Origin of the sequence: Luteimonas gilva, assembly GCF_005239095.1 — a bacterium.
GTDB lineage: Bacteria > Pseudomonadota > Gammaproteobacteria > Xanthomonadales > Xanthomonadaceae > Luteimonas_C > Luteimonas_C gilva.
Genome location: NZ_SZUA01000002.1, coordinates 714,390 through 734,250, shown reverse-complemented (window position 1 = coordinate 734,250; position 19,861 = coordinate 714,390). Strand labels below are relative to the sequence as shown.

The following is a 19,861-nucleotide window of genomic DNA, read 5'->3' as shown; positions in this document are numbered from 1 at the left end:
GTTCAATCGCCGCGCAAAGCCTGCAGGAACCGCCGCGGCGCGCCGTCGAAACCGCCGTTGGACATGAATACGACATGGTCGCCGGCGGCGGCGAGCTTGCGCAGGATTTCGATCAGCGCATCGACGTCCGCCGCCGCGTGCCCCTCGCCGCGCAACGCGGCGACCACTTTGCCGGCATCCCAGGCGAGTTCCGGGCGGTGCAGGAACACCACCGCGTCCGCGCCGTCCAGCGACGGCGCCAGCGCGTCGGCGTGCGCGCCCAAGCGCATCGAATTGCTGCGCGGCTCCATCGCCACCACGATCCGCGCCTCGCCCACGCGCGCGCGCAGGCCGGCGAGCGTGGTCGCGATCGCGGTCGGATGGTGCGCGAAATCGTCGTACACGGTGATGCCGCCTTCTTCGCCCAACACTTCCAGGCGGCGCTTCACGCTGCGGAAATTCGCCAGCGCCGGCATCGCGTCGGCGATATCGACGCCGACCGCATGGCAGGCGGCCAAAGCCGCGAGCCCGTTCATCACGTTATGGCGGCCGAGCAACGGCCAACGCACTTCGCCGACGTCCTTGCCCTTGTGCAGCACCGCGAACGCGCTGCCGTCTTCTTCGATCAGGCGCGCGCTCCAGTCGAAGCCCTCGTCCAGCCCGAAAGTCTCCACCGGCGTCCAGCAGCCCATCTTCAGCACTTCGGCCAGGCGCTCGTCTTCGCCGTTGACGATCAAGCGGCCGCGCGCCGGCACGGTGCGCACCAAGTGGTGGAACTGGCGCTGGATCGCGGCCACGTCCGGGAAGATGTCGGCGTGGTCGTATTCCAGATTGTTGAGGATCGCCACCGTCGGCCGGTAGTGCACGAACTTGCTGCGTTTGTCGAAGAACGCGGTGTCGTATTCGTCGGCTTCGACCACGAATTCGCGGCCCAGGCCGATCCGCGCCGAAACGCCGAAGTCCTCGGCCACGCCGCCGATGAGGAAACCGGGTTCGCGGCCACCGGCCTGCAGCAGATAGGCCAGGATCGTCGTCGTCGTGGTCTTGCCGTGGGTGCCGGCCACCGCCAGCGTCTCGCGCCCGGGCAGCACGCGCTCGCGCAACCACTCCGCGCCGGAGCTGTAGCGCAAGCCTTCGTTCAACACGTATTCGACCGCGGCGTTGCCGCGCGAGAGCGCGTTGCCGATCACGATCTCGTCGCAGTCCTTGGAGATGTTCTCCGGGTTGTAGCCCTGCTTCAGCGCGATGCCGAGCGTTTCCAGCTGGGTCGACATCGGCGGATAGATCGCCTGGTCGCTGCCTTCCACCTCGTGGCCGAGTTCGCGCGCGAGCGCGGCGACGCCGCCCATGAAGGTGCCGGCGATGCCCAAAATATGTAATTTCAAATTCGTCGCTTCCTACAGATCGCTGCGATGTCCGCATCCGACTCCCGCTCGGCGCCGACTCCCCCTCTCCCGCCTGCGGAAGAGGGCTGGGGTGAGGGCGCGCGCCGATCGGTCAACATCGAAACTTTCTGGGAGCCGGGTTCGCATACCGAGAAAGCATCGCGAGTAGCCACGTTTGATGCCATCTGCCATCCCGCGCGCCCTCATCCGGCGCTGCGCGCCACCTTCTCCCGCAAGGCAGGAGAAGGGAGAAATCAACCCACCTCGGTCGCCGGCGCGATCGCCTCGACGATCCGGTTGAACACCTCATCCATCGAACCCACGCCGTCGACCACGGTCAGCTGGCCGTGCTGGCGGTAGAACTCGATCACCGGCGCGGTCAGTTCGTCGTAGATCTTCAAGCGCTTGCGCACCGATTCCGGATTGTCGTCGTCGCGGCCTTCGGCCTTGGCGCGGCCGGCGATGCGTTCGATCAGCAGTTCGTTGTCCACATCCAACTGCAACGCGAAATCCATCGGCTGGCCGATGCGCTGCAGCAGCTTGTCCAGCGCGTCGGCCTGGGCCAGGTTGCGCGGGTAGCCGTCCAGGATGAAGCCGTTGGCCGTGTCCGGACGCGAGAAGCGGTCCTCGAGCATGCCGAGCAGGATCGCGTCGGACACCAGCTCGCCGCGGGCCATGATGTCCTTGGCTTCTTTGCCCAGCGGCGTGCCCGCGGCCACTTCCGCGCGCAGCAGATCGCCGGTGGAGATGTGGGGCACCTGCAGGTGCTCTTTCAGCCTAGCGGCCTGGGTGCCTTTTCCGGACCCGGGCGCGCCGAGGAGTACCAATCGCATCGCTCGCTCCAAAACGCTAAAAATCGAATCGCCGCGCGGCGTTACACTCCCCTGGCCGCGGCGAAATACCGCGCCAGCTTACCCCAAACCCCCCGAAATCCCGAGCCTGACATGTCCGGAACCCTGCTCTATGCCCAGTCCGGCGGCGTCACCGCCGTCATCAACGCCACCGCCGCGGCGGTGATCGCCGAAGCCCGCGCTCGCAAGATCAAGGTCTTGGCCGGCCGCAACGGCATTTTGGGCGTGCTGCGCGAGGAATTGATCGACACTACTAAGGAGTCGGCGGCGGCGATCCGGGCCCTGGCCCACACCCCGGGCGGGGCCTTCGGTTCCTGCCGGGTCAAATTGAAGTCTTTGGAAGCCGACCGGGCCCGCTACGAGCGCCTACTGGCCGTGTTCAAGGCCCACGACGTGCGCTGGTTCCTCTACAACGGCGGCAACGATTCGGCCGACACCGCTTTGAAGGTGTCCAAGCTGGCCGCCGAATTCGACTACCCGCTGACCTGCATCGGCGTACCCAAGACGGTGGACAACGACTTGGCCGTGACCGACTGCTGCCCCGGCTTCGGTTCGGCCGCGAAATACACCGCGGTCTCGGTGCGCGAATGCGCGCTGGACGTGGCGGCGATGGCCGAAACCTCCACCAAGGTGTTCGTGTACGAAGCGATGGGCCGCCACGCCGGCTGGCTGGCCGCAGCCGGCGGCCTGGCCGGCAAGACCGCCGACGATGCGCCGCATCTGATCCTGTTTCCTGAGCGGCCATACGACGAAGCCGATTTCTTGAAGCAGGTGAAGCGCGTCGTCGACCGCGTCGGCTATTGCGTTGTCGTCGCCAGCGAAGGCATCCGCACCGCCGACGGCAACTTCGTCGCCGATGCCGGCGGCAACAAGGATTCGTTCGGCCACACGCAATTGGGCGGCGTCGCTTCGTTCCTCGCCGGCCGAGTGAAAGATTCACTCGGCCTGAAAGTGCATTGGACCCTGCCCGACTACCTGCAACGCTCCGCCCGGCACCTCGCTTCCAAGACCGATCTGGAACAAGCCATGGCCGTCGGTAAGGCCGCGGTGCAGTACGCGTTGAAGGGGATGAACGCGACGATGCCAGTGATCAAGCGCATCAGCGATTCGCCGTATCGGTGGAAGATCGAACCGGCGCCGCTGGAGAAAGTCGCCAATCACGAGAAGAAGATGCCGGCGGGGTTTATCCGCAAGGATGGGTACGGCATCACTGCGGCGGCGCGGAAGTATTTGGAGCCGTTGATCAGAGGGGAGGCTCCGCCGCCTTATGGGCGGGATGGGATTCCGAATTATGTTGAGCTGAAGAATCCGATAGTTCGGCGAAAGCTGGCGGATTGGAAGGAATAGACCGCTCGCGGGGCTGCCGTTATGCCGGCCAATTCGCCGCCATAAAACTTATCGCGGCGCACGTGCCGCGATAAGGCTCCGCCTACGAACGACGTCAAGGCGCGATTCACGCAACCTATTGATCTGTAATAAGAATATTCTGATTGACGGGTGTGCAGAACGACTGCAAAACTGGTTTATGCCCACTTTGGGGTCTAAATGTAGTTAGCCTTCACGGGAACCGTTCATGCGACTTCGAGCCCCGGCAGTTGACGTTTCGGCGGAAAGCCCATTCGAGAACGACAAGCTCGGGCGCAGACCAGCCGTCGAAGCTCTAACCAATATTTTGAAGAGCACGACCGAACCACTCGTCGTTTCGGTTAGCGCCCCGTGGGGATACGGAAAATCAACCTTCCTTCGGATGCTACAAGCTCATTTAACCGAGCAGGGCTTCAAGATCGTCAATTTCAATGCGTGGGAAAGCGACTATATCGATAATCCGTTTGTTGCACTCCTAGGAGACACTGAAGAACAGCTCAATGCCCTAAGAGGCGGCAGGAATCGCTCACTTCAGACCAAGATTGAGAAGGCCAAGAAGTATGGCGGCAAGATCATAAAGGCAGCCATTCCGGCCGCGGTACGAATTGGTACCGCGGGAGTCATCAATCTAGATGGCGTGACAGAAGCCGCAATCTCGGACGCTACAGAGAAGTTCACTCAAGAGCAGATAGACGCATATTCTGAAGCGAAGAAGTCGATCACTTCGTTCCGAAAAGAAGTTCATAAAATAGCTCAGTCGCTATACGGTCAAGACTCGCAACTTCCACTAGTCTTCATTATTGATGAGCTTGATCGGTGCAGGCCTACTCACGCAGTTCGCCTACTTGAGATTGTTAAGCACTTCTTCTCCATTGATCGTGTCGCGTTCGTAGTCGCTCTAGACCCAGATCAACTCGGTCACTCTGTAAGAACCCTGTATGGTCAAGGCATGGACGTCGATGGATACCTGAAAAGGTTCTTCGACCTTGAGTTGAACTTGCCAAACCCGAGCACTGATGACTTCTTGCGTGCGCAGTTCACAAGGTTTGGACTCGACGACTTCTTTGCTAGCCGCATGCGCCACGAAGAGACGAGATATGACAAGGATAGGCTTGAAAGCATGTTCAAGCACTTGTTTAGCGCGTTAGATCTATCGTTTAGAGAACGAGAACGCGCGTTCACACTCCTGAGCTTGGCAATTCGCGCAACCGCACAGAATCAGTACTTGCATCCATTGATGCTTGGCTGCCTGATCCTTCTCAAGATCAAAAACACGAGCCTCTACAAGAACTTCATTTCTGGCCGAGCGGGTGCCAAGGAAGTTATGGAGTATTTTTCAGCTCAGCCAGAAAGCACAGAGTTTGTGCAATCCAACTATGGATATGTCTTGGAAGCTGAACTCATTGGTGCACAGACACCTCATCACGAACGGGACGACCTGTACAACAAGTTCGTGCAGGAATCCCAAGACGAGTCCCTGTCCCCAGACGCCAGGCATCGCGCAGAGATAATTGCGCACGTTGCTAGAGAGAAGCGATTCAACAGAATCTACTCAAACATTAAATCTGTTGCATCAAAAATCGACCTTGTCGCGGGTGAAGGCTAACAGTTCATTCAAGCCGAAGCCGCTTCGCGGCTCGGCTTAATTCAGGAGTTAGGCCTCATGCCCGATCAATCGCAAACTGGTAAGGAATTCAACCGAGCGATGGAGCCAATCGTTGCTCGGATCGATCCGAGCAAATGGGACGTAGCGAGAGGTGTGACGCTTGGCGGCGCGGGTCTATCGACGGCGATCGTCTTCTTGATCACGCAAATCGGCGTCAACAGTTGTTCGCTGTCCATTTCTCTATTTTGCTCATCGGTCGCAATCCCCGTGTGGCTTGCAATCTGGAGAGTCGGTGAGGACCGTAGGCTGGGTTGGCTTTATCAACCCAGCGCTTTCCTTTGCTAGCCGTGCAATGCTGGGTTGATATAGCCAACCCAGCCTACGAGCTAGAAAGACGTGGGAGCGCGCTTGATCTCCCTAACCCTCGTTGAACCGCGACCTAACAGCTCATCCAAGCCCAGCTCGCAGGACTCGCGGGGCGGGCTTCAACCCATCGTTACCGGTCGAGCCGAGGACACCAATATCCGCAGGACGGGTTTAAACTCACGACATGCCGATAAAGCCCACAAGCATCGGCTGGCTCTTATTCAAGCGTGATGTGCTGCAGGAGCGAGAATGGCGATTGAGATAAACATTGACGGAACGAAGGAGCTCTCCAAAGCTCTCGTTGAAATTCTATCTCCTGCTACAGAATTGCTTGGCACTATTGGAGATAAAGCGAGAATTTATCGGCAGCTGTCATTACTAAGATCACTGAAGCGCGCGAAAGAAATTGCAGACACAGAAGGCCTCGCGCTCAAAGAGCCTGCTTTAAAATTTCTAGTTCCATTGCTAGAGGATTGCTCGCTTGAGGATCCTGACGATTCTACCCTCATCGATATGTGGGCACGGCTGCTGGTGTCTGAATCAAGAACACACAAAAGTGAGCACCATCTATTTATAAGAGTGTTGAGAGAGCTAACAGGTGAAGAGGCAAAGCTTCTTCAATATATCTGCTCGCCAGAAGAACATACTCACTGCGAGGCACGCCCGCACTTTGAAGATATTGAAACCGATTGGCGCGACTCATACGTCTACATCAAGATTCGTGACGTTATCAATAGCCTTGGCGGCATGAGTGTTATTGAGGAAATGAACCTGTTCGATCTAATACACAAGAATTTTCTGTCAATAGCCGAAACAGAAGGGGCGATCGTTTATTTCTTCGATATCGGCTCCGGCATACCCAATCAGTATCCAATCGATGATGTCTACTCTCCGCCGAGAAGTGCGATCGACGATGATTTTGATCAATCATCAATTGCCGTCTTGAAGGACCGTAGGCTGGGTTGGCTTTATCAACCCAGCGCTTTCCTTTGCTAGCCGTGCAATGCTGGGTTGATATAGCCAACCCAGCCTACGAGTTGGCTTCTCAGCCAGCGTAGCCCGGGTAAGCGTAGCGCACCCGGGTGTCAACCCGTCAGCAAATGATCGAGTGGCGGTGGCATAGCCGTCGCCATGGCGCATACCCGGGTGCGCTACGCTTACCCGGGCTACGCTGGCTGGCAGTACAAGATTTCTCAAACTCGGGCATCGTCCGCTGATGCCTAACAATTCATTCAAGCCGATGCCGCTTCGCGGCACGATTCAACTCAAGCGGTAGGCCCCTGGGAGAGTCCCATGTCGTATGACCTAGTCGTGTATCTGCAACGGGAAAAAATGCCATCGCCGGAGACATGGCGCTCCTCGATTATCGCGGCCGGGTTTCCAGTCGCGCTAGATGCTGACTTCGACGTCGACGCGTTTTCCGGATTCCTCCCTTGTCCAGTCAACGGCGAAATGGCCGGCTTCGAGTACTACGCGACGACGCTCTCTTCCGCCGACATCCATGAGCTTGAGCTAGCACCTGGCACCGACTTCTCAGTCCAGTTTCGTATTGGTTCTCGCCCTCTAGAGCTCATCTCCGCGCTAGCAGCGTCTAGTGTGCTGGCTGCAGTCTCAGGTGGCTCTCTTACAGATCCTCAGGCCGGCGAGTCGGTCCCAGCCGGGAGCGCTGTAAGCTGGGCGAGAGCTCAACTTGCAGAGCTAGGGGCCTAACAAACCGAGTGATGCCTTTTATCGGATCGCACATGCGGCAGGCTGAAGCCCGCAAAATGAGAGGTTATGCTGGGTCGCAAGGCGGTTAAATCCGCTATACGGTCTTAGCTATGGCCAAAGTATTTCTAGTTCGGGCACTTCTGATCATTTGTGCGGTGTCGTTTGCCGCTTGCCTGGCCGCGCAAGCAACCAGAGCGATGGGGTGGCTTGTACCGCCTTCCCTATACGCCGTGCTCTTCATTATGCTTTTCGCCATTTCCGCGATCACCGGATTGCTTCAATTCCGTATCGAACTGATCGAGCGCGAGTGGCCCTGCTTCACCTTCGAATCGTATCGGACATTATTTCGCAAATTCCCACTCTGGCTTGCCCTGCTTAGCGGCGTCCTTCTGATCTGGAGTGTCGTAGGACCCGTAGGGCGGGCTTCAGCCCGCCGCATGTGCGGCCTGACAAATCTCGCAACTATTCCGCGACACTACGCCCCATGAATTACACCGACCGTTTCATCGAAAGCTATGTGCACAACGGCGGCATCGGCGTGCTAATTGAGCTCGGCGTGTCCGATCCACTTATCGTCAAGTCCGATGCCTTCAGGCAGCTCGCCAAAGACCTAGCCATACACATAGCAGCTATGGCGCCGGCCACTGTCGACGACTTGATGCAACAACCTTTCGCCAAAGACCCCGAATTGACTATTAACAAGCTGGTTGCCATGGCCGCTGACGACTTCCGGGATAAAATTATCATCCTGAGATTCGTTCGCTGGTCGACCGAGGTGCAGGGGCCGCTGCAACCCGAACCTCCGAAATCGCCCGCCGTGATCTACAACTTACGGAACCCCAGATGAGAACCGCAGGTGGTACGCGACGCAATAGTGCTATGAGATGCCCCGCGCTGCTTCTAGCCCTCTCTTTTTTCTCGCCGACGCTCTTAGCCTGCGAAAACCAGCTCATCGGCACTTGGCAATCTGACGCCGACGCGACAATGTCGTTCAATCGCGCTCATGCAAAACTCGAGAAACGCCAAGACGATTTTTTGGCAAGCCTGATAGGCAAGATGACACTAGAGTTCACTAGAGGCGAGCTCCACTTGCGCATGCCAGAAACTGAAGTGCGCGTTCAAGGCAAACTTAAGCCATTCGACAGCTTCGAAGAACGGAAGCCCTACAGAACCCTGTTCTGCAGTCAGCGCATGGCCGTTATAGAAACCAAGCAAACCGCAACGGAAGAAAAGGGCGTTACTACCTATTTTTTTATCGGCCCCGATGCGATGTGGGTGTACGGCGGGACAAACGATCCAAAAGTACCGGATTTACATATACGCGAGTATTTCAGACGCATACGATAGGACCGTAGGCTGGGTTAGCTTTATCAACCCAGCGCTTTCCTTTGCTAGCCGTGCAATGCTGGGTTGATATAGCCAACCCAGCCTACGAGCTGGCTTCTCAGCGGATCGCACATGCGGCGGGCTGAAGCCCGCCCTACACTTGACCTGTCGCCGCTGACAATAAGGAAGACCATGCGCTATCCGACGTATTTCATGGCATTCGTGCTGCTGGCTATTGCAGGCGCGCTTCAAGCGCAGCCGGTCGACACCGATATCGTTGTCAGGGCCAAAGCCCGGGATGGGAAATTCATCGGCTCATCCGTCGGCGGCGCGCTGATCCGGATCAAGGACGCCGATAGCGGCCGCGTGCTGGCGGAAGGCGTGACCGAGGGCGGGACCGGCAACACCGATCTCATCATGAAAACGCCCCGGACGCGCTACGGCTCCATCACCGAGAATGCCGCCTCGTTCAAGGCCACCTTGGCGATCGAAAAACCGACCTTCCTGACCATCGAAGTGCTGGCGCCCTACATCAAGAAGCAAGCCAGGATATTGTCGCAAACGCAAACCTGGCTGGTTCCCGGGAAACCCATCGCCGGCGACGGCTTGACCGTCGAAGTGCCGGGCATGATCGTCGACATATTGAGCCCGGGCACGCACCTCTACACGCCGCTCAAGCAAGCGCCTTACAAGATCACGGCGAACGTCGTCATGATGTGCGGCTGCATCGTAACGCCGGGCGGCTTGTGGGACGGCAACGCCATGGAGGTCGCCGCGATCGTCGACAAGGACGGCCGCCACTACAAAACCATCCCGCTGCTGATGCAGACCGCGATGAACACATTCCGTGCGCAGTTGACGCCCGATTCGCCGGGCAACTACCACATCACCGTTTACGCATACGACCCGAAAACCGGCAACACCGGCGTCGACCAGACCAGCTTTGTTGTGACGGATTGAAGGGCCGCTAGCGGACCTCAGCCCGCCCTACACTTGCCCGGTGATATAACCCGCTCGCCTACCCGTTTATCTGGAGGCGCGCCATGAATAATCCGCAGGCATTGAGACGAGTATTCACCAGGACGCTGATCGCCGGGTTGCGGGTGGTATGGCCGATCCTGTCGGGGCTGATCGGCGCCATGATCGCGCTCGGGATAGTGATCGGCCTGCTCGAAGGCTGGCCCCTGCATCAATCGATCTATTTCTCATTCATAACAGGATTGACGATCGGTTATGGGGACATCGTTCCAAGGTCGCCCCTCACGCGATCGATCGCGGTTCTGATAGGGGTATGCGGCCTCCTGCTCACGGCGTTGGTCGCCGCCGTCGCCGTGAGGGCGCTGACAGCGACGCTGGACGATGCCAAGAGCGACCCGCCTCCATAACGTGCATTCACCGATCATGGAACCCGGCGGATTTCCAGATTTGCACCGATAAACTTACCCTTCGCGGATAGCCGGCGTTGACTGCGTCGATCCAGATCGAACGGAATTCTGGCCAAAGGAGAGGGCAATGGCGAAATCGCTAAAACAGAACACGACCCGTAAGCCGCCCGAACCTTCGTCCAGCCATGCCGAAATCGAGGATTGGATGCGGCGGGTGATGCCGGACCTGCAGCCCATCGTCGAGCATCTGGACGGGCTGATCCGCAAAACGGTTCCCGGGCTGCAGTACGCCATCAAATGGAAAAAGGCGTACTACGGATTGCCGGAACTCGGATGGATCATCGAAGTAGTCCCCTACGACGTCTCGGTGAACGTCGTCTTCTTCGGCGGCGCGAAGTTCGATCCGCCGCCGCCTCATGGGGAAGGATCCCGCTATGTGAAGGTGAAAACTTTGGACGAGGCGCGCGCGCCGGAGATCCGCGAATGGATCCGGCAAGCGGGCCGCTCGTCCGGCTGGAAATAGGTCTTGTAGGGCGGACTTCAGCCCGCCGCGTGCCGTTCGACCTTAGGACTGCCCAAGACTTCAAATGCCACCGACGATCCTTGTCGGATGCGCATGCGGCGGGCTAAAGCCCGCCCTACACTTGCTATTGAGAACAAAGTTGACCCCACCGGAGGATATGTGACCACCGAGAACACGACAGCGCCGACGGGCCTAGCACGCATGGCCATTGGTGTGCTCTCGCTTAGCCCTTTTGCCGTAGCCCTGGATCTCTGGCTGCGCTTTCTACCGAACTTTCCTGTCATGCAGTACATGCGTGCAGCCAACCCGGCTGTTCAAGCAGGTTGGATCGCGCTAGGCCCTATCGGCATCATCGCCATCGTCCTCCTAAAGCGACGCCCTGTTGCCGGCACGGTTATCGCCTTGGCGTTCTGCGCGGCATACGTACCGCTCGCGAGACTGCTTTGGCGGCATTTTACTTGGGGCTGTTGGCTAGCGATCGGATCCGCAATACTCGTAGCTATAGGCGCTGTTCTGTGGGCGCGCTCTAATAACCCATCCAAGCCTACGCCGCTTCCTGGCGCGACTTGACTCTCCACACCTCAGCCGGAAATGGGTATGGCAGAGCAAGAAACCGAGTTCGACGTCGAACAATTCATTTACATCAAGATACCGGCGCCTATCCAACCGCTCGATCGGGGACATTTGTTCGAGGATCCGATCGACGCCGCGATCGAGCCGAGGGATCTAGGCCATGTCTCCGGCGGCGGATCTCTTCTTGGAGACGCTCGATCCGATGGCTCGCGGCCAATCGAGTTCTGCGGTATCGATATAGACACGACGGATCGCACCGAAGTCCTCCGTATCCTGCGCGACCTGCTTCCTAAGCTAGGTATCCCACTGGATACGGAGTTGCACTACACCACCGGCGGCCTGAAGCTCCAAGACAGATTTATGGGCGCCGATTGGGCTATAGGCGAGCCTCGCGAATTCCTTCATCCCGGATTCGACATCTAGGCCCGCAGGCCGGTTAAGCGGATAAGCCAACCAGCCTATCGGCGCTGCCTACACGCCCATCGCAATCTCAAGAAGAACGCGCCAAGCGTTCATCGGCAGCCATTCCTCGTACCCGTCCCACGTCTCGTATTGGGGCAGTTTCACGGTGTCCGGAACCTTCATGAAGGGCGTGCCCTTCTTCAGCTCGGCAAGGATCGCAGCCCTCAGGTCTTGCAGATACTTCAGCTGGTCCGCAACGCTCGACCGCGGGCCGAAGGGCGCGTTGTGGGCGTACATCACCTTGTCGAAATCCAACCGCTCCATTTCGGCCAGCGTTCTCTCCCACTCGCGGGGTGAGAAATCGGGCATGTAGGTGAAAGCCACCCGCTTGGGCACGACGAGGTCGACGGTGTAGATGGCATGTTCCTTCGGAAACCGGAACACGGTCATGCCTTCGCCGTGGTTCGCGCCGAAATAAAGGAGATCGATCTCCTTGCCGCCGAGCTTCAGCTCCGACTTGGCGCCGGACCATGTCCGGTCGGGCATGACCACGTCGGGACTGGGATGGCTCTTCAGCCAGTCGGCGGTCGCCTGGTGGCTAAGCACCGTCGCCCCTTCCGCTTTGAACACCGCCCCGCCGCTGATGTGATCGTAATGATTGTGCGAATAGACGAGGTACTTGATCGGCTTGTCGGTCAATTTGCGAATCGCCTCGAGCGAGGCTTTCGCGAAATCCGCGTCGAAGCTGTCCATGACGATCACGCCACCGTCCGTAATCATGAAAGCGTTGAAGGCCATGCCGGCGCCGAAGCTGTATAGCCCCGGAGCGACTTCCGTCGTCTGATATGCCGGCTTGGCCTCCGCCGCAGAACCGAATACGGCAAGACACAAGCCGACAGCTGCGGCCGCCAGCAGCCTACCCAATGAAGTAAAGGACATGTTTTTCGCGCCCCTCGGCCGCGGATTATCAACGGAAATTCAAGCGCGGACGATCCGCAAGCATCGCGTCGCCGACGCTTGCCGGCATTATTGGGTGGCTGCATTGCGCAGCCAGGGCCATTTAGCGGAATCGCTGAGCGCCACTGCCTGGTTGCGCATCTTGCGCTGGACTGGTGAGGCCCAGGCTGGATTGGCTTACCAACAAACACGCATTCCGAAGCTGGGTTGTAGGGCCAATTCAGAGGAACGCCCGTCCGGCTCATAATGCCTGCATAGACACCGCCGGGAGATTGAAGATGGCCATCGAATGGTCCGACACCGCAGAAGGCGTCGATTGGATTGCGCTCTCCGAGATGTACCGCCTCGCGCCGCTGGGCAACAAGAGCGCGCAGTGGCTGGAGACGGCGTTCTCCAACAGCATGTTCAAATTCTTCGTGCGCAGCGGCGGCACGGTCGTCGCGGCGGGGCGGGCCGTGGCCGACGGGGTGGATTGCGCCTATCTCTGCGACATCGCCGTGCACCCCGACCACCAGGGCACGGGCCTAGGCAAGGAATTGATCCAGCGGCTGGTGAATCGCTGTCGGGGACACCGCAAGATCATCCTGTACGCGGTGCCGGGCAAGGAGCCGTTCTACGGCAAGTTCGGTTTCAGGCGGATGCGCACGGCGATGGCGATCTTCGAGAATCCCGAGCAGGCCGCCGCCGGCGGCTATACGGATTGAACCGAGCAACGACGATGCCCCAACACCGCATTTTCGCGACGAAATTCGCCAGCGTGTATCCGCTGTACGTGCAGAAAGCGGAACGCAAGAACCGGACGAAGGAAGAAGTCGACCAAGTCATCCGCTGGCTGACCGGCTACGACCCAGCCGGATTGCAGCGGCAAATCGACCAGGGAAACGACATCGAAACGTTTTTCGCACAAGCGCCGGCCATGCATCCGAACAGCTCGCTCATCAAAGGGATGGTGTGCGGCGTTCGCGTGGAAGAAGTGGAGGATCCGCTGATGCGGAAAATACGCTATCTGGACAAGCTGATCGACGAGCTGGCGAAGGGCAAGGCTATGGAGAAGATCTTGCGGCGATGATTAGTCCAGGGTGAGCATTTGACCGCCGCAACGAGCCGCTCCAGACTAAGCCGAGTTCGCTTGGGAAGGGGGTCCAAGTGCCGAGCCCAACGACCGGTTACCGCGCGGCGCTGAAGCATGCCGGAATCGTCCTGGCGTTCCTCGCCGCGATAGGACTGGGCGCTTGCCGAGTTTCGGTCTCGACCGGCAACGACAAGCTTCCGGAACCGACGCCGGGAACGGCCGCAGAGCAAGAGGAAGCCGAAGCGGCGGCGCGCCGATACCTGGATTTCATCGATCGCGAGCAATACGACGAGACGTGGGTCCGGGCAGGTCCGGCCCTGCGGGATTCGACCAACAAGTTCATGTGGACCAACGTCGTCAAACTGGCCCACAAAGCTTTCGGCACGCCGCCGAACCGCCGGCTCGACGGATTCGGCTTCACGACGCGGGTCGACAGGAATGCCCCGGTCGGCGAGTACGTCCTGGTCCAGTTCAAGAGTCCATCCGGCAAGACCGTTACGACCGAGAAAGTGGTGATGCAAAAAGAAGCCGGTACGTGGAAGATCGTCGGGTACTTCGTCGATACGCGAACGGCCGTCGCGTCGAACCGCTGACGGCAGGCGCACTATGATCCGCACCATCGGTGAAGACGACAGCGAACAGAAAGTCATCGACGACATCGCCGAGCACGGCTGGCATTGCGTCCACATCCTGGCCGAAGGCGAACTCGTCGAGTACTCCTTCACCATAGGCCTGTTCCAAAGCTATGGGCACCCCGAACTGATCGTTTTCGGCCTGCCCTCCAAGATTTCGCACCGAATCCTCACTACCGCCGCCGATGCCGCGAAATCGGGATCGCCGCTGGACCTGTCGCAGCCGACCGACGCGCTGATCAACGACTACGCCTGCTGCTTCGTCCAAGTGCCGCTTTCCGAATACCACGAGCACGTGGGTTACGCGCGGTGGTACTACCAAGGCAACGGTTTTCCGCTTTATCAGATCGTCTGGCCTTCCCGGTCGGGCCTCTTCCCTTGGCATCCCCAGGCGACCGCGGAATTCCGCGTGGCCCAGCCGGTCATCGCGCAAGCTCCGACGGGCACTTGAGGAGACATTGGCCGCTGGCGGCGGATTGGCGGGTATTTGGCGTCACCGCCGGAGTTCGACCTGCGGAGCATCGCCGCAGAATATGCGCTCTTTATCGGAGTGGCGGTTCTGAGGACGGCGGCGGTGTACTGGCCGGGTTCAACGCCGTAATCTAGTTTTCAACACGAGGCCTTGCATGCAAGATCGACCATTCACGGATATCGGATCCGCACTTGCGTCCATCGATGGATTTTCCGGTCTTCCGGAAGACTTCGTCCTGGCCATTTCCGACGATATGCAAGACCCGATGGGAGCCGGCATGGCCATCGTCGCCGATAGAATCCTCGCTCGCGGCTGGCTGCCGGCGGGCTTCGAGCAGCGGGAAGGCTTCCGGCTTTACCGGTACGGCAGCCAGGACATTTAAGCGAGAATCTGCCCGCCTATGACATTTCCGGTCAAATTCGCCGTCATTTCAGCCGTCGTCGTCGCGAGCGCAATCGTGGGCCTGCTCTTCGGCATCTTGCCTTGTTACGTCTTCCCTGCGCTCGGGGCGAATGCTCAGGCTTGGTGCGGCTATAAGAGCGAACCGCCTCATTTCTTGCTGCAGTTCTCGATCGGGTTCTTGCTGTCCGCGGTCGCGATTTCATATGCGATTCGCGCAAGGCGGAGAAAGCAGGGTCATAGACGGACCAGTTAAAGCCGAACCCGAATCGATTGTCGTACGATTGCGAGGGACCGATTGAACCGTTTGGGGATTCAAGACCCATAGGCTGAACATGAAGCATTTGTTGCCGTTCGTAATTCTAATGTCGTTGGGATGCATGCAAGGCCCCGGCACCCAGGCTCAACTGGACCCTTACGCTGCGCTACCCGGCCAATGGGGCTGGGAAGGATCCGACGATTGCAAGGTTTCGCCCGAGCATATCGTCTTCAGCGAAGATCGAAGGCAGATTCGTCTCACACACGCTCCCGCTAAGGAAGACGGTACTCGCGAGCTTCTCCGCGAAGTCACTTATCAGGTGCTTCATCCGATACCGAACGGCCTAAGCCTGGCCATGGGCGGCGAAGCTCGGCTCGATGCCTCCGGCAAACCGGTCACCTGGGATCTGATCCTTCTCGACCACGATCAATACTGCTGGCATCGCAACGATTGGCGGCCTACGGCCTGCACAAAGTCGGTCCGGCGATGCGGACGCCAAGGTCCGTAGCTCATGCAGGGCAGTCGAGCCCACGCTATAACTCCACGCATTCAGGAGACGCCATGCACCATTCCCGCCTCTGCTCGATGCAGATCGACTGCAACGTCGAGGACATCGATGCCGCCGCCGAATTCTGGGCCGCGGCGCTGGGTCGCCCGGTCGACCGCGACCATTCGGGCACGCGCGGCAATTACGTGATGCTCGCGACGCCGCCGGACGAGCCGATGGTGCAGATCCAGCGGGTCGAACACGAGAGCCGCGTCCATCTGGACATCGAGACGGACGACATTCCTGCCGAGGTCGCGCGGCTCGAAGCTCTGGGCGCGAGCGTGGTGAAGGAACTGGAACGCTGGGTAGTGATGCAGGCGCCCACCGGACAGCGGTTCTGCGTCGTCCGGCTGCAGCGGCCCGGCTTTCCGAAGAATGCGAACCGCTGGGACTAAGCCTTTGCAGGTACGCCGCTCGGTTGTGGCGTAGGATCGCGGCAGGATCGAAATCCGACTAGAGGAACCCTATGAAACCGCGCATGGAATTTTGGAAGGCCGCCCCGAACGCCTACAAAGCGATGATGGCCATGGACGCCTATCTCCACGAATCGGTCGACATCGCCTTGTTGCATCTGATCAAGCTGCGCGCATCGCAAATGAACGGCTGCGCCTATTGCATCGACATGCACTGGAAGGACGCCCGCGCCGCCGGCGAAACCGAGCAGCGCCTGTACGGGCTCGACGCCTGGCGCGAAGCGCCCTACTACAGCGATCGCGAACGCGCCGTGCTGGAGTGGACCGAGGCTTTGACGAACATCCAGGACGGCCACGCTCCCGAAGCCGTTTACCACGCGGTGCGCGTCCATTTCTCGGACAAGGAGCTGGCCGACCTGACTTGGGCCATCGCCGCCATCAACGCTTGGAACCGTGTGGCCATCGGTTTTCGTTCGGAAGCCGGCTCGTATCGGGTCAGGGCGCACGGCTGAGGAGACGAGCATGGCCGTCCAATCCTGCATCCCCGTCATCCCCAGCGCCGATCTGCAGAAGAGTCTGCGGCTGTGGGTGGATGGCCTGGGCTTCGTTGCGGAGAACGAAATGCATGCGGACGACGGCAGGCTCGTCTTCTGCATGCTGCGCAAGGACGGCCTGCGCTTCATGCTCAACCAGCGCGCCGGCACGCCCGTCAAACCCGAGGATTACGAAGGGATCCGGCTGTACTGGGCTCCGGCGGACCTCCATGAGACGAGGAATCGCCTGATCGGGCTCGGCTACGCCGTGTCGGACATCGGCCAGCGAGATTACGGCCAAACGGAATTCTTCCTGACCGACGACGACGGCTACTCGCATTGCTTCGGCGTGCCGACCGGAATTTAACCATGGGCATCGATGTTCGATGGCAGGACGAACGCGGGACGGTACTGGCTTCGGTCGACGATCCCGGGATGATTCTCTCTGGATTGAGCGGCTCCTGTACGGTCAATCGGCCAGCGCATGTTTGCGATTCATCGTTGCGCATGGAGACGCCTGCTTCAACCAGGCGCAGATCCCGGTCCTCTTGGATGAATTGAGGCGGATTTTGCCGTCGATAACCGAACCGAAAGCGAAAGATCATGTGCAAAGGATCGTCCGGCTCGTCGAAGGCGCAGTCGGGACGCACACCTACGTTTGGTTCATGAGCGACTGACCCGACCTCATATTGGCTTCACACTGGACCCTCGCCGCTCTCATCGGAGCGTGCCAATCTCGACGCGCCGACCTAGACGGGACCGATCATGCACATCGCCATCCTCACCTTCCCAGGCTTCAACGAACTCGATTCCATCGTCGCGCTCGGCGTGCTCAATCGCATCAAAACGCCGGATTGGCGGGTGACGCTGTGCTGCCCGGAGCCCGCCGTCACTTCGATGAACGGCGTGACCGTGCACCGGCAATCGACCCTGGCCGAAGCGGTTTCGGCCGATGCGGTGATCGTCGGCAGCGGCATCCGGACGCGGGAGATCGCCCAAGACCCGGACATCCTGTCCGCTTTGCGCCTGGATCCATCGCGCCAGCTGATCGGCGCGCAATGCTCGGGCACGCTGCTGCTCGCCAAGCTCGGCCTGCTCGACGGCGTTCCCGCTTGCACCGATCTCACCACCAAGCCTTGGGTGCAGGAGGCGGGCGTGACCGTGTTGAACCAGCCTTTCTACGCTTCGGGCAATGTCGCCACCGCCGGCGGCTGTTTCTCGTCGCAGTACCTGGCCGCTTGGCTCATCGCCCGCTTCGAGGGCGAAGAAGCGGCGATGGCGGCGTTGCATTACGTGGCGCCGGTCGGGGAAAAAGAGGAATACGTCGCTCGCGGCATGCGCAACATCGCGCCCTACCTCGCAACGCAGACGCTCCGTGGCGGAGCCTGACTCGGTTCACCGGGCAAAATCTCCGCAGCGGAATCGCGGCCTATGTCGTCCGTCGTCGGCCATGCCGCAGCGGGCGTTGCGGCTTATCTCGCTTGCAACCGGCTTAGCGATCGGCAGTCGCTTCGGGCGCCGCCTGTTTTCGTTTTCCTGGCCATCTGCCCGGATTTGGATTACCTCGCCATTTGGCTGTTCCACGCCGTTCCCGCGCCGCGCATCACCCATTCGCTGCTGTTCGGCTTGACGACCGCTGCGTCGGCTTGGCTATACGCCAAGTCCTTGCGTCGCGAGCACCCGCTACCAACGCCATTTCTCGGTCTTTTGGCGGCCAGCCTTTCTCATCCCGCCTTGGATTTGCTCGTCGGCGCGCATCCGGTGCCGCTGCTGTGGCCGCTTTCCGATCCCGATCTTTCCATGCCGTTCGGCGTGCTCCCCAGCGCCGGACGGCTGGCGCTGGGCAATTACTACCTTTGGCGCAATTTGCTGATCGAGCTGGTTGTATTATTGCCTGCGCTGGCCGTTATCGTCGCTGCGGCCCGGCGCGTTCCTTTCCGCGCCGTCGCGATTCCGGCGCTGGCCGTCGCTCCTATTTGGTGGGTCTTCCTCGCATGGTCGATCGGATTGCATCGTTGAATCGCGTCGCTTCGGTTCCGCTGCCCGCGGACTCGGCCATCGTCCGCGCCTATCCGCTCGTGAGCTTCGCCGACGCCTACTCGATCGCGCTTCCGGCGGAGGCTTCGAACGATCCCGAACGCCTGGCCCGCTTCATCTTTTCCCAACATTCGCCTTGGGCCGCGGCGTTGATGAAGTTGCGCGACGCGCTGGTGGCCGGCTTCGGCTTGAAAACGGCCGGCTCGCTCGCGAACGATGCGGCCAGCCGGACGGAACGTGTCGGCATGTTCAAGATCTACAGCGTGGCGCCGAATGAGATCGTGATGGGCGAGGACGACAAGCATCTCGACTTCCGGCTGTCCTTGCTGTGTCCGGCGGCCCAGGACGAACGCCGCTTGATCCTGTCCACGGTCGTCCATTGCCACAACCTGCTCGGCCGCACCTATATCCGTTTGATCGCGCCGTTCCACCGCATCATCGTCCGCTCCAGTTTGCGGCGCGCGGCGCTTGCGGGCTGGCCCAAAGCTTGACCCTTCTCGGAGAGCCATGAGCTTCGCACCTAACCTGCTGTTAGCCGGCCTGCTCATCGGCATCGGCGCCACTTTGACGATGGACCTGTGGGCGCTGCTGCTCAAGCGCGCCTTCCGCATTCCTTCGCTCAGCTATTGCCTGGTCGGCCGCTGGCTGGGCCACATGCCGGCGGGCACGTTCAAGCACACGAACATCGGCGCCGCGCCGCCCAAGCCGCGCGAATGCGCGGTGGGTTGGGTCGCGCACTACTTGATCGGCGCGATCTTCGCGGTGGCGCTGCTCGCACTGGCGCCGGCCGAATGGTCGCAGCGGCCTACGCTGTGGCCGGCGTTGGTTTTCGGAATCGCCACGGTGGCCGTGCCGTTCTTGATCATGCAGCCTTCGTTCGGTTTCGGTATCGCGGCGTCGAAGACGCCGAACCCGCGCCAAGCGCGGCTGAAGAGCCTTGCGACGCATGCGGTGTTCGGCGTCGGCCTGTACGCGAGCGCGCTGGCTTTGAGCCGCCTCTGGTAGCGCCGCGTTGACGCTCCCGTCCCTCGCTGCAACACTGCCGGCAGGGGCGAGACGGGGGAGGTTT

The 19,861-nt window shown here is 60.0% G+C and carries 25 protein-coding genes; 22 read left to right on the top strand and 3 right to left on the bottom strand.

Features of this window, described 5'->3' with window-relative positions; translation table 11 throughout:
• Positions 1 to 2 precede the first annotated feature (2 nt).
• Positions 3 to 1,364 carry a UDP-N-acetylmuramate:L-alanyl-gamma-D-glutamyl-meso-diaminopimelate ligase gene (gene mpl, locus FCE95_RS11315; RefSeq protein ID WP_223266869.1) on the bottom strand — a complete coding sequence of 454 codons (1,362 nt, stop codon included), beginning with the start codon at positions 1,362 to 1,364 and terminating at the stop codon, positions 3 to 5.
• Positions 1,365 to 1,618: 254 nt separating this feature from the next.
• A complete protein-coding gene (locus tag FCE95_RS11310) occupies positions 1,619 to 2,197 on the bottom strand; it encodes an adenylate kinase (RefSeq protein WP_137267118.1) in 579 nt (192 codons plus the stop codon).
• Positions 2,198 to 2,308: 111 nt separating this feature from the next.
• Between FCE95_RS11310 and FCE95_RS11305 the strand changes: the two genes are divergently transcribed.
• The 9 genes from FCE95_RS11305 to FCE95_RS11265 all read left to right on the top strand — a co-directional run bounded on the left by FCE95_RS11305 (position 2,309) and on the right by FCE95_RS11265 (position 11,492).
• Positions 2,309 to 3,562 (top strand): 6-phosphofructokinase, encoded by a 1,254-nt coding sequence (locus tag FCE95_RS11305; protein ID WP_137267117.1) that lies wholly within the window; start codon positions 2,309 to 2,311, stop codon positions 3,560 to 3,562.
• A gap of 226 nt (positions 3,563 to 3,788) precedes the next feature.
• Positions 3,789 to 5,186, top strand: a complete 1,398-nt coding sequence (locus tag FCE95_RS11300) for a KAP family P-loop NTPase fold protein (RefSeq protein WP_137267116.1) — start codon at positions 3,789 to 3,791, stop codon at positions 5,184 to 5,186.
• 615 nt (positions 5,187 to 5,801) lie between these two features.
• Complete coding sequence (locus tag FCE95_RS11295; RefSeq protein ID WP_137267115.1) at positions 5,802 to 6,548, top strand: Abi-alpha family protein; 747 nt, start codon at positions 5,802 to 5,804, stop codon at positions 6,546 to 6,548.
• Positions 6,549 to 7,746: 1,198 nt separating this feature from the next.
• On the top strand, positions 7,747 to 8,109 hold the full coding sequence (locus FCE95_RS11290; protein ID WP_137267114.1) for a hypothetical protein: 363 nt from the start codon (positions 7,747 to 7,749) through the stop codon (positions 8,107 to 8,109).
• The gene (locus tag FCE95_RS11285; protein WP_137267113.1) at positions 8,106 to 8,609 is read left to right on the top strand and encodes a hypothetical protein; all 504 of its coding nucleotides are present in this window, start codon (positions 8,106 to 8,108) and stop codon (positions 8,607 to 8,609) included. Before FCE95_RS11290 ends, FCE95_RS11285 begins: the two co-directional genes overlap by 4 nt.
• Positions 8,610 to 8,720: 111 nt before the next feature.
• Complete coding sequence (locus FCE95_RS11280; RefSeq protein WP_223266868.1) at positions 8,721 to 9,548, top strand: hypothetical protein; 828 nt, start codon at positions 8,721 to 8,723, stop codon at positions 9,546 to 9,548.
• Between the two features lie 83 nt (positions 9,549 to 9,631).
• Positions 9,632 to 9,973 carry a potassium channel family protein gene (locus FCE95_RS11275; RefSeq protein ID WP_137267112.1) on the top strand — a complete coding sequence of 114 codons (342 nt, stop codon included), beginning with the start codon at positions 9,632 to 9,634 and terminating at the stop codon, positions 9,971 to 9,973.
• Between the two features lie 127 nt (positions 9,974 to 10,100).
• On the top strand, positions 10,101 to 10,496 hold the full coding sequence (locus FCE95_RS11270; protein WP_223266867.1) for a DUF1801 domain-containing protein: 396 nt from the start codon (positions 10,101 to 10,103) through the stop codon (positions 10,494 to 10,496).
• Between the two features lie 597 nt (positions 10,497 to 11,093).
• Complete coding sequence (locus tag FCE95_RS11265) at positions 11,094 to 11,492, top strand: hypothetical protein (protein WP_137267111.1); 399 nt, start codon at positions 11,094 to 11,096, stop codon at positions 11,490 to 11,492.
• Positions 11,493 to 11,540: 48 nt separating this feature from the next.
• On the opposite strand, the gene FCE95_RS11260 is transcribed toward FCE95_RS11265, so the two are convergent.
• Positions 11,541 to 12,410 (bottom strand): MBL fold metallo-hydrolase, encoded by an 870-nt coding sequence (locus tag FCE95_RS11260; protein ID WP_137267110.1) that lies wholly within the window; start codon positions 12,408 to 12,410, stop codon positions 11,541 to 11,543.
• A 296-nt stretch (positions 12,411 to 12,706) separates the two neighbouring features.
• Here FCE95_RS11260 and FCE95_RS11255 point away from each other — a divergent pair, with 296 nt between their 5' ends.
• From FCE95_RS11255 to FCE95_RS11195, 13 genes are all read left to right on the top strand, one after another.
• A complete protein-coding gene (locus tag FCE95_RS11255) occupies positions 12,707 to 13,132 on the top strand; it encodes a GNAT family N-acetyltransferase (RefSeq protein ID WP_137267109.1) in 426 nt (141 codons plus the stop codon).
• 14 nt (positions 13,133 to 13,146) lie between these two features.
• Complete coding sequence (locus tag FCE95_RS11250; protein WP_137267108.1) at positions 13,147 to 13,497, top strand: DUF2200 domain-containing protein; 351 nt, start codon at positions 13,147 to 13,149, stop codon at positions 13,495 to 13,497.
• 77 nt (positions 13,498 to 13,574) lie between these two features.
• On the top strand, positions 13,575 to 14,093 hold the full coding sequence (locus tag FCE95_RS11245) for a DUF4019 domain-containing protein (protein ID WP_137267107.1): 519 nt from the start codon (positions 13,575 to 13,577) through the stop codon (positions 14,091 to 14,093).
• 13 nt (positions 14,094 to 14,106) lie between these two features.
• Positions 14,107 to 14,583 carry a DUF4262 domain-containing protein gene (locus tag FCE95_RS11240; RefSeq protein ID WP_137267106.1) on the top strand — a complete coding sequence of 159 codons (477 nt, stop codon included), beginning with the start codon at positions 14,107 to 14,109 and terminating at the stop codon, positions 14,581 to 14,583.
• Between the two features lie 175 nt (positions 14,584 to 14,758).
• Entirely contained in the window at positions 14,759 to 14,986 is a 228-nt protein-coding gene (locus FCE95_RS11235; RefSeq protein WP_137267105.1) for a hypothetical protein, read from the top strand.
• A 352-nt stretch (positions 14,987 to 15,338) separates the two neighbouring features.
• Positions 15,339 to 15,770: a hypothetical protein gene (locus tag FCE95_RS11230; protein WP_137267104.1), complete on the top strand. Its 432-nt coding sequence runs from the start codon at positions 15,339 to 15,341 to the stop codon at positions 15,768 to 15,770.
• Between the two features lie 53 nt (positions 15,771 to 15,823).
• On the top strand, positions 15,824 to 16,204 hold the full coding sequence (locus tag FCE95_RS11225) for a VOC family protein (RefSeq protein WP_137267103.1): 381 nt from the start codon (positions 15,824 to 15,826) through the stop codon (positions 16,202 to 16,204).
• A gap of 83 nt (positions 16,205 to 16,287) precedes the next feature.
• The gene (locus tag FCE95_RS11220) at positions 16,288 to 16,734 is read left to right on the top strand and encodes a carboxymuconolactone decarboxylase family protein (protein ID WP_223266866.1); all 447 of its coding nucleotides are present in this window, start codon (positions 16,288 to 16,290) and stop codon (positions 16,732 to 16,734) included.
• A gap of 10 nt (positions 16,735 to 16,744) precedes the next feature.
• The gene (locus FCE95_RS11215) at positions 16,745 to 17,122 is read left to right on the top strand and encodes a VOC family protein (protein ID WP_137267101.1); all 378 of its coding nucleotides are present in this window, start codon (positions 16,745 to 16,747) and stop codon (positions 17,120 to 17,122) included.
• A 398-nt stretch (positions 17,123 to 17,520) separates the two neighbouring features.
• Positions 17,521 to 18,144, top strand: coding sequence for a DJ-1/PfpI family protein (locus FCE95_RS11210; RefSeq protein ID WP_137267100.1), 624 nt, complete (start codon positions 17,521 to 17,523; stop codon positions 18,142 to 18,144).
• Positions 18,145 to 18,186: 42 nt separating this feature from the next.
• A complete protein-coding gene (locus FCE95_RS11205; RefSeq protein ID WP_137267099.1) occupies positions 18,187 to 18,774 on the top strand; it encodes a metal-dependent hydrolase in 588 nt (195 codons plus the stop codon).
• Positions 18,771 to 19,283, top strand: coding sequence for a DUF2867 domain-containing protein (locus tag FCE95_RS11200; RefSeq protein WP_223266865.1), 513 nt, complete (start codon positions 18,771 to 18,773; stop codon positions 19,281 to 19,283). The genes FCE95_RS11205 and FCE95_RS11200 overlap by 4 nt, the downstream gene beginning before the upstream one ends.
• Before the next feature lie 16 nt (positions 19,284 to 19,299).
• A complete protein-coding gene (locus FCE95_RS11195) occupies positions 19,300 to 19,797 on the top strand; it encodes a DUF2938 domain-containing protein (protein WP_137267097.1) in 498 nt (165 codons plus the stop codon).
• Positions 19,798 to 19,861 lie beyond the last annotated feature (64 nt).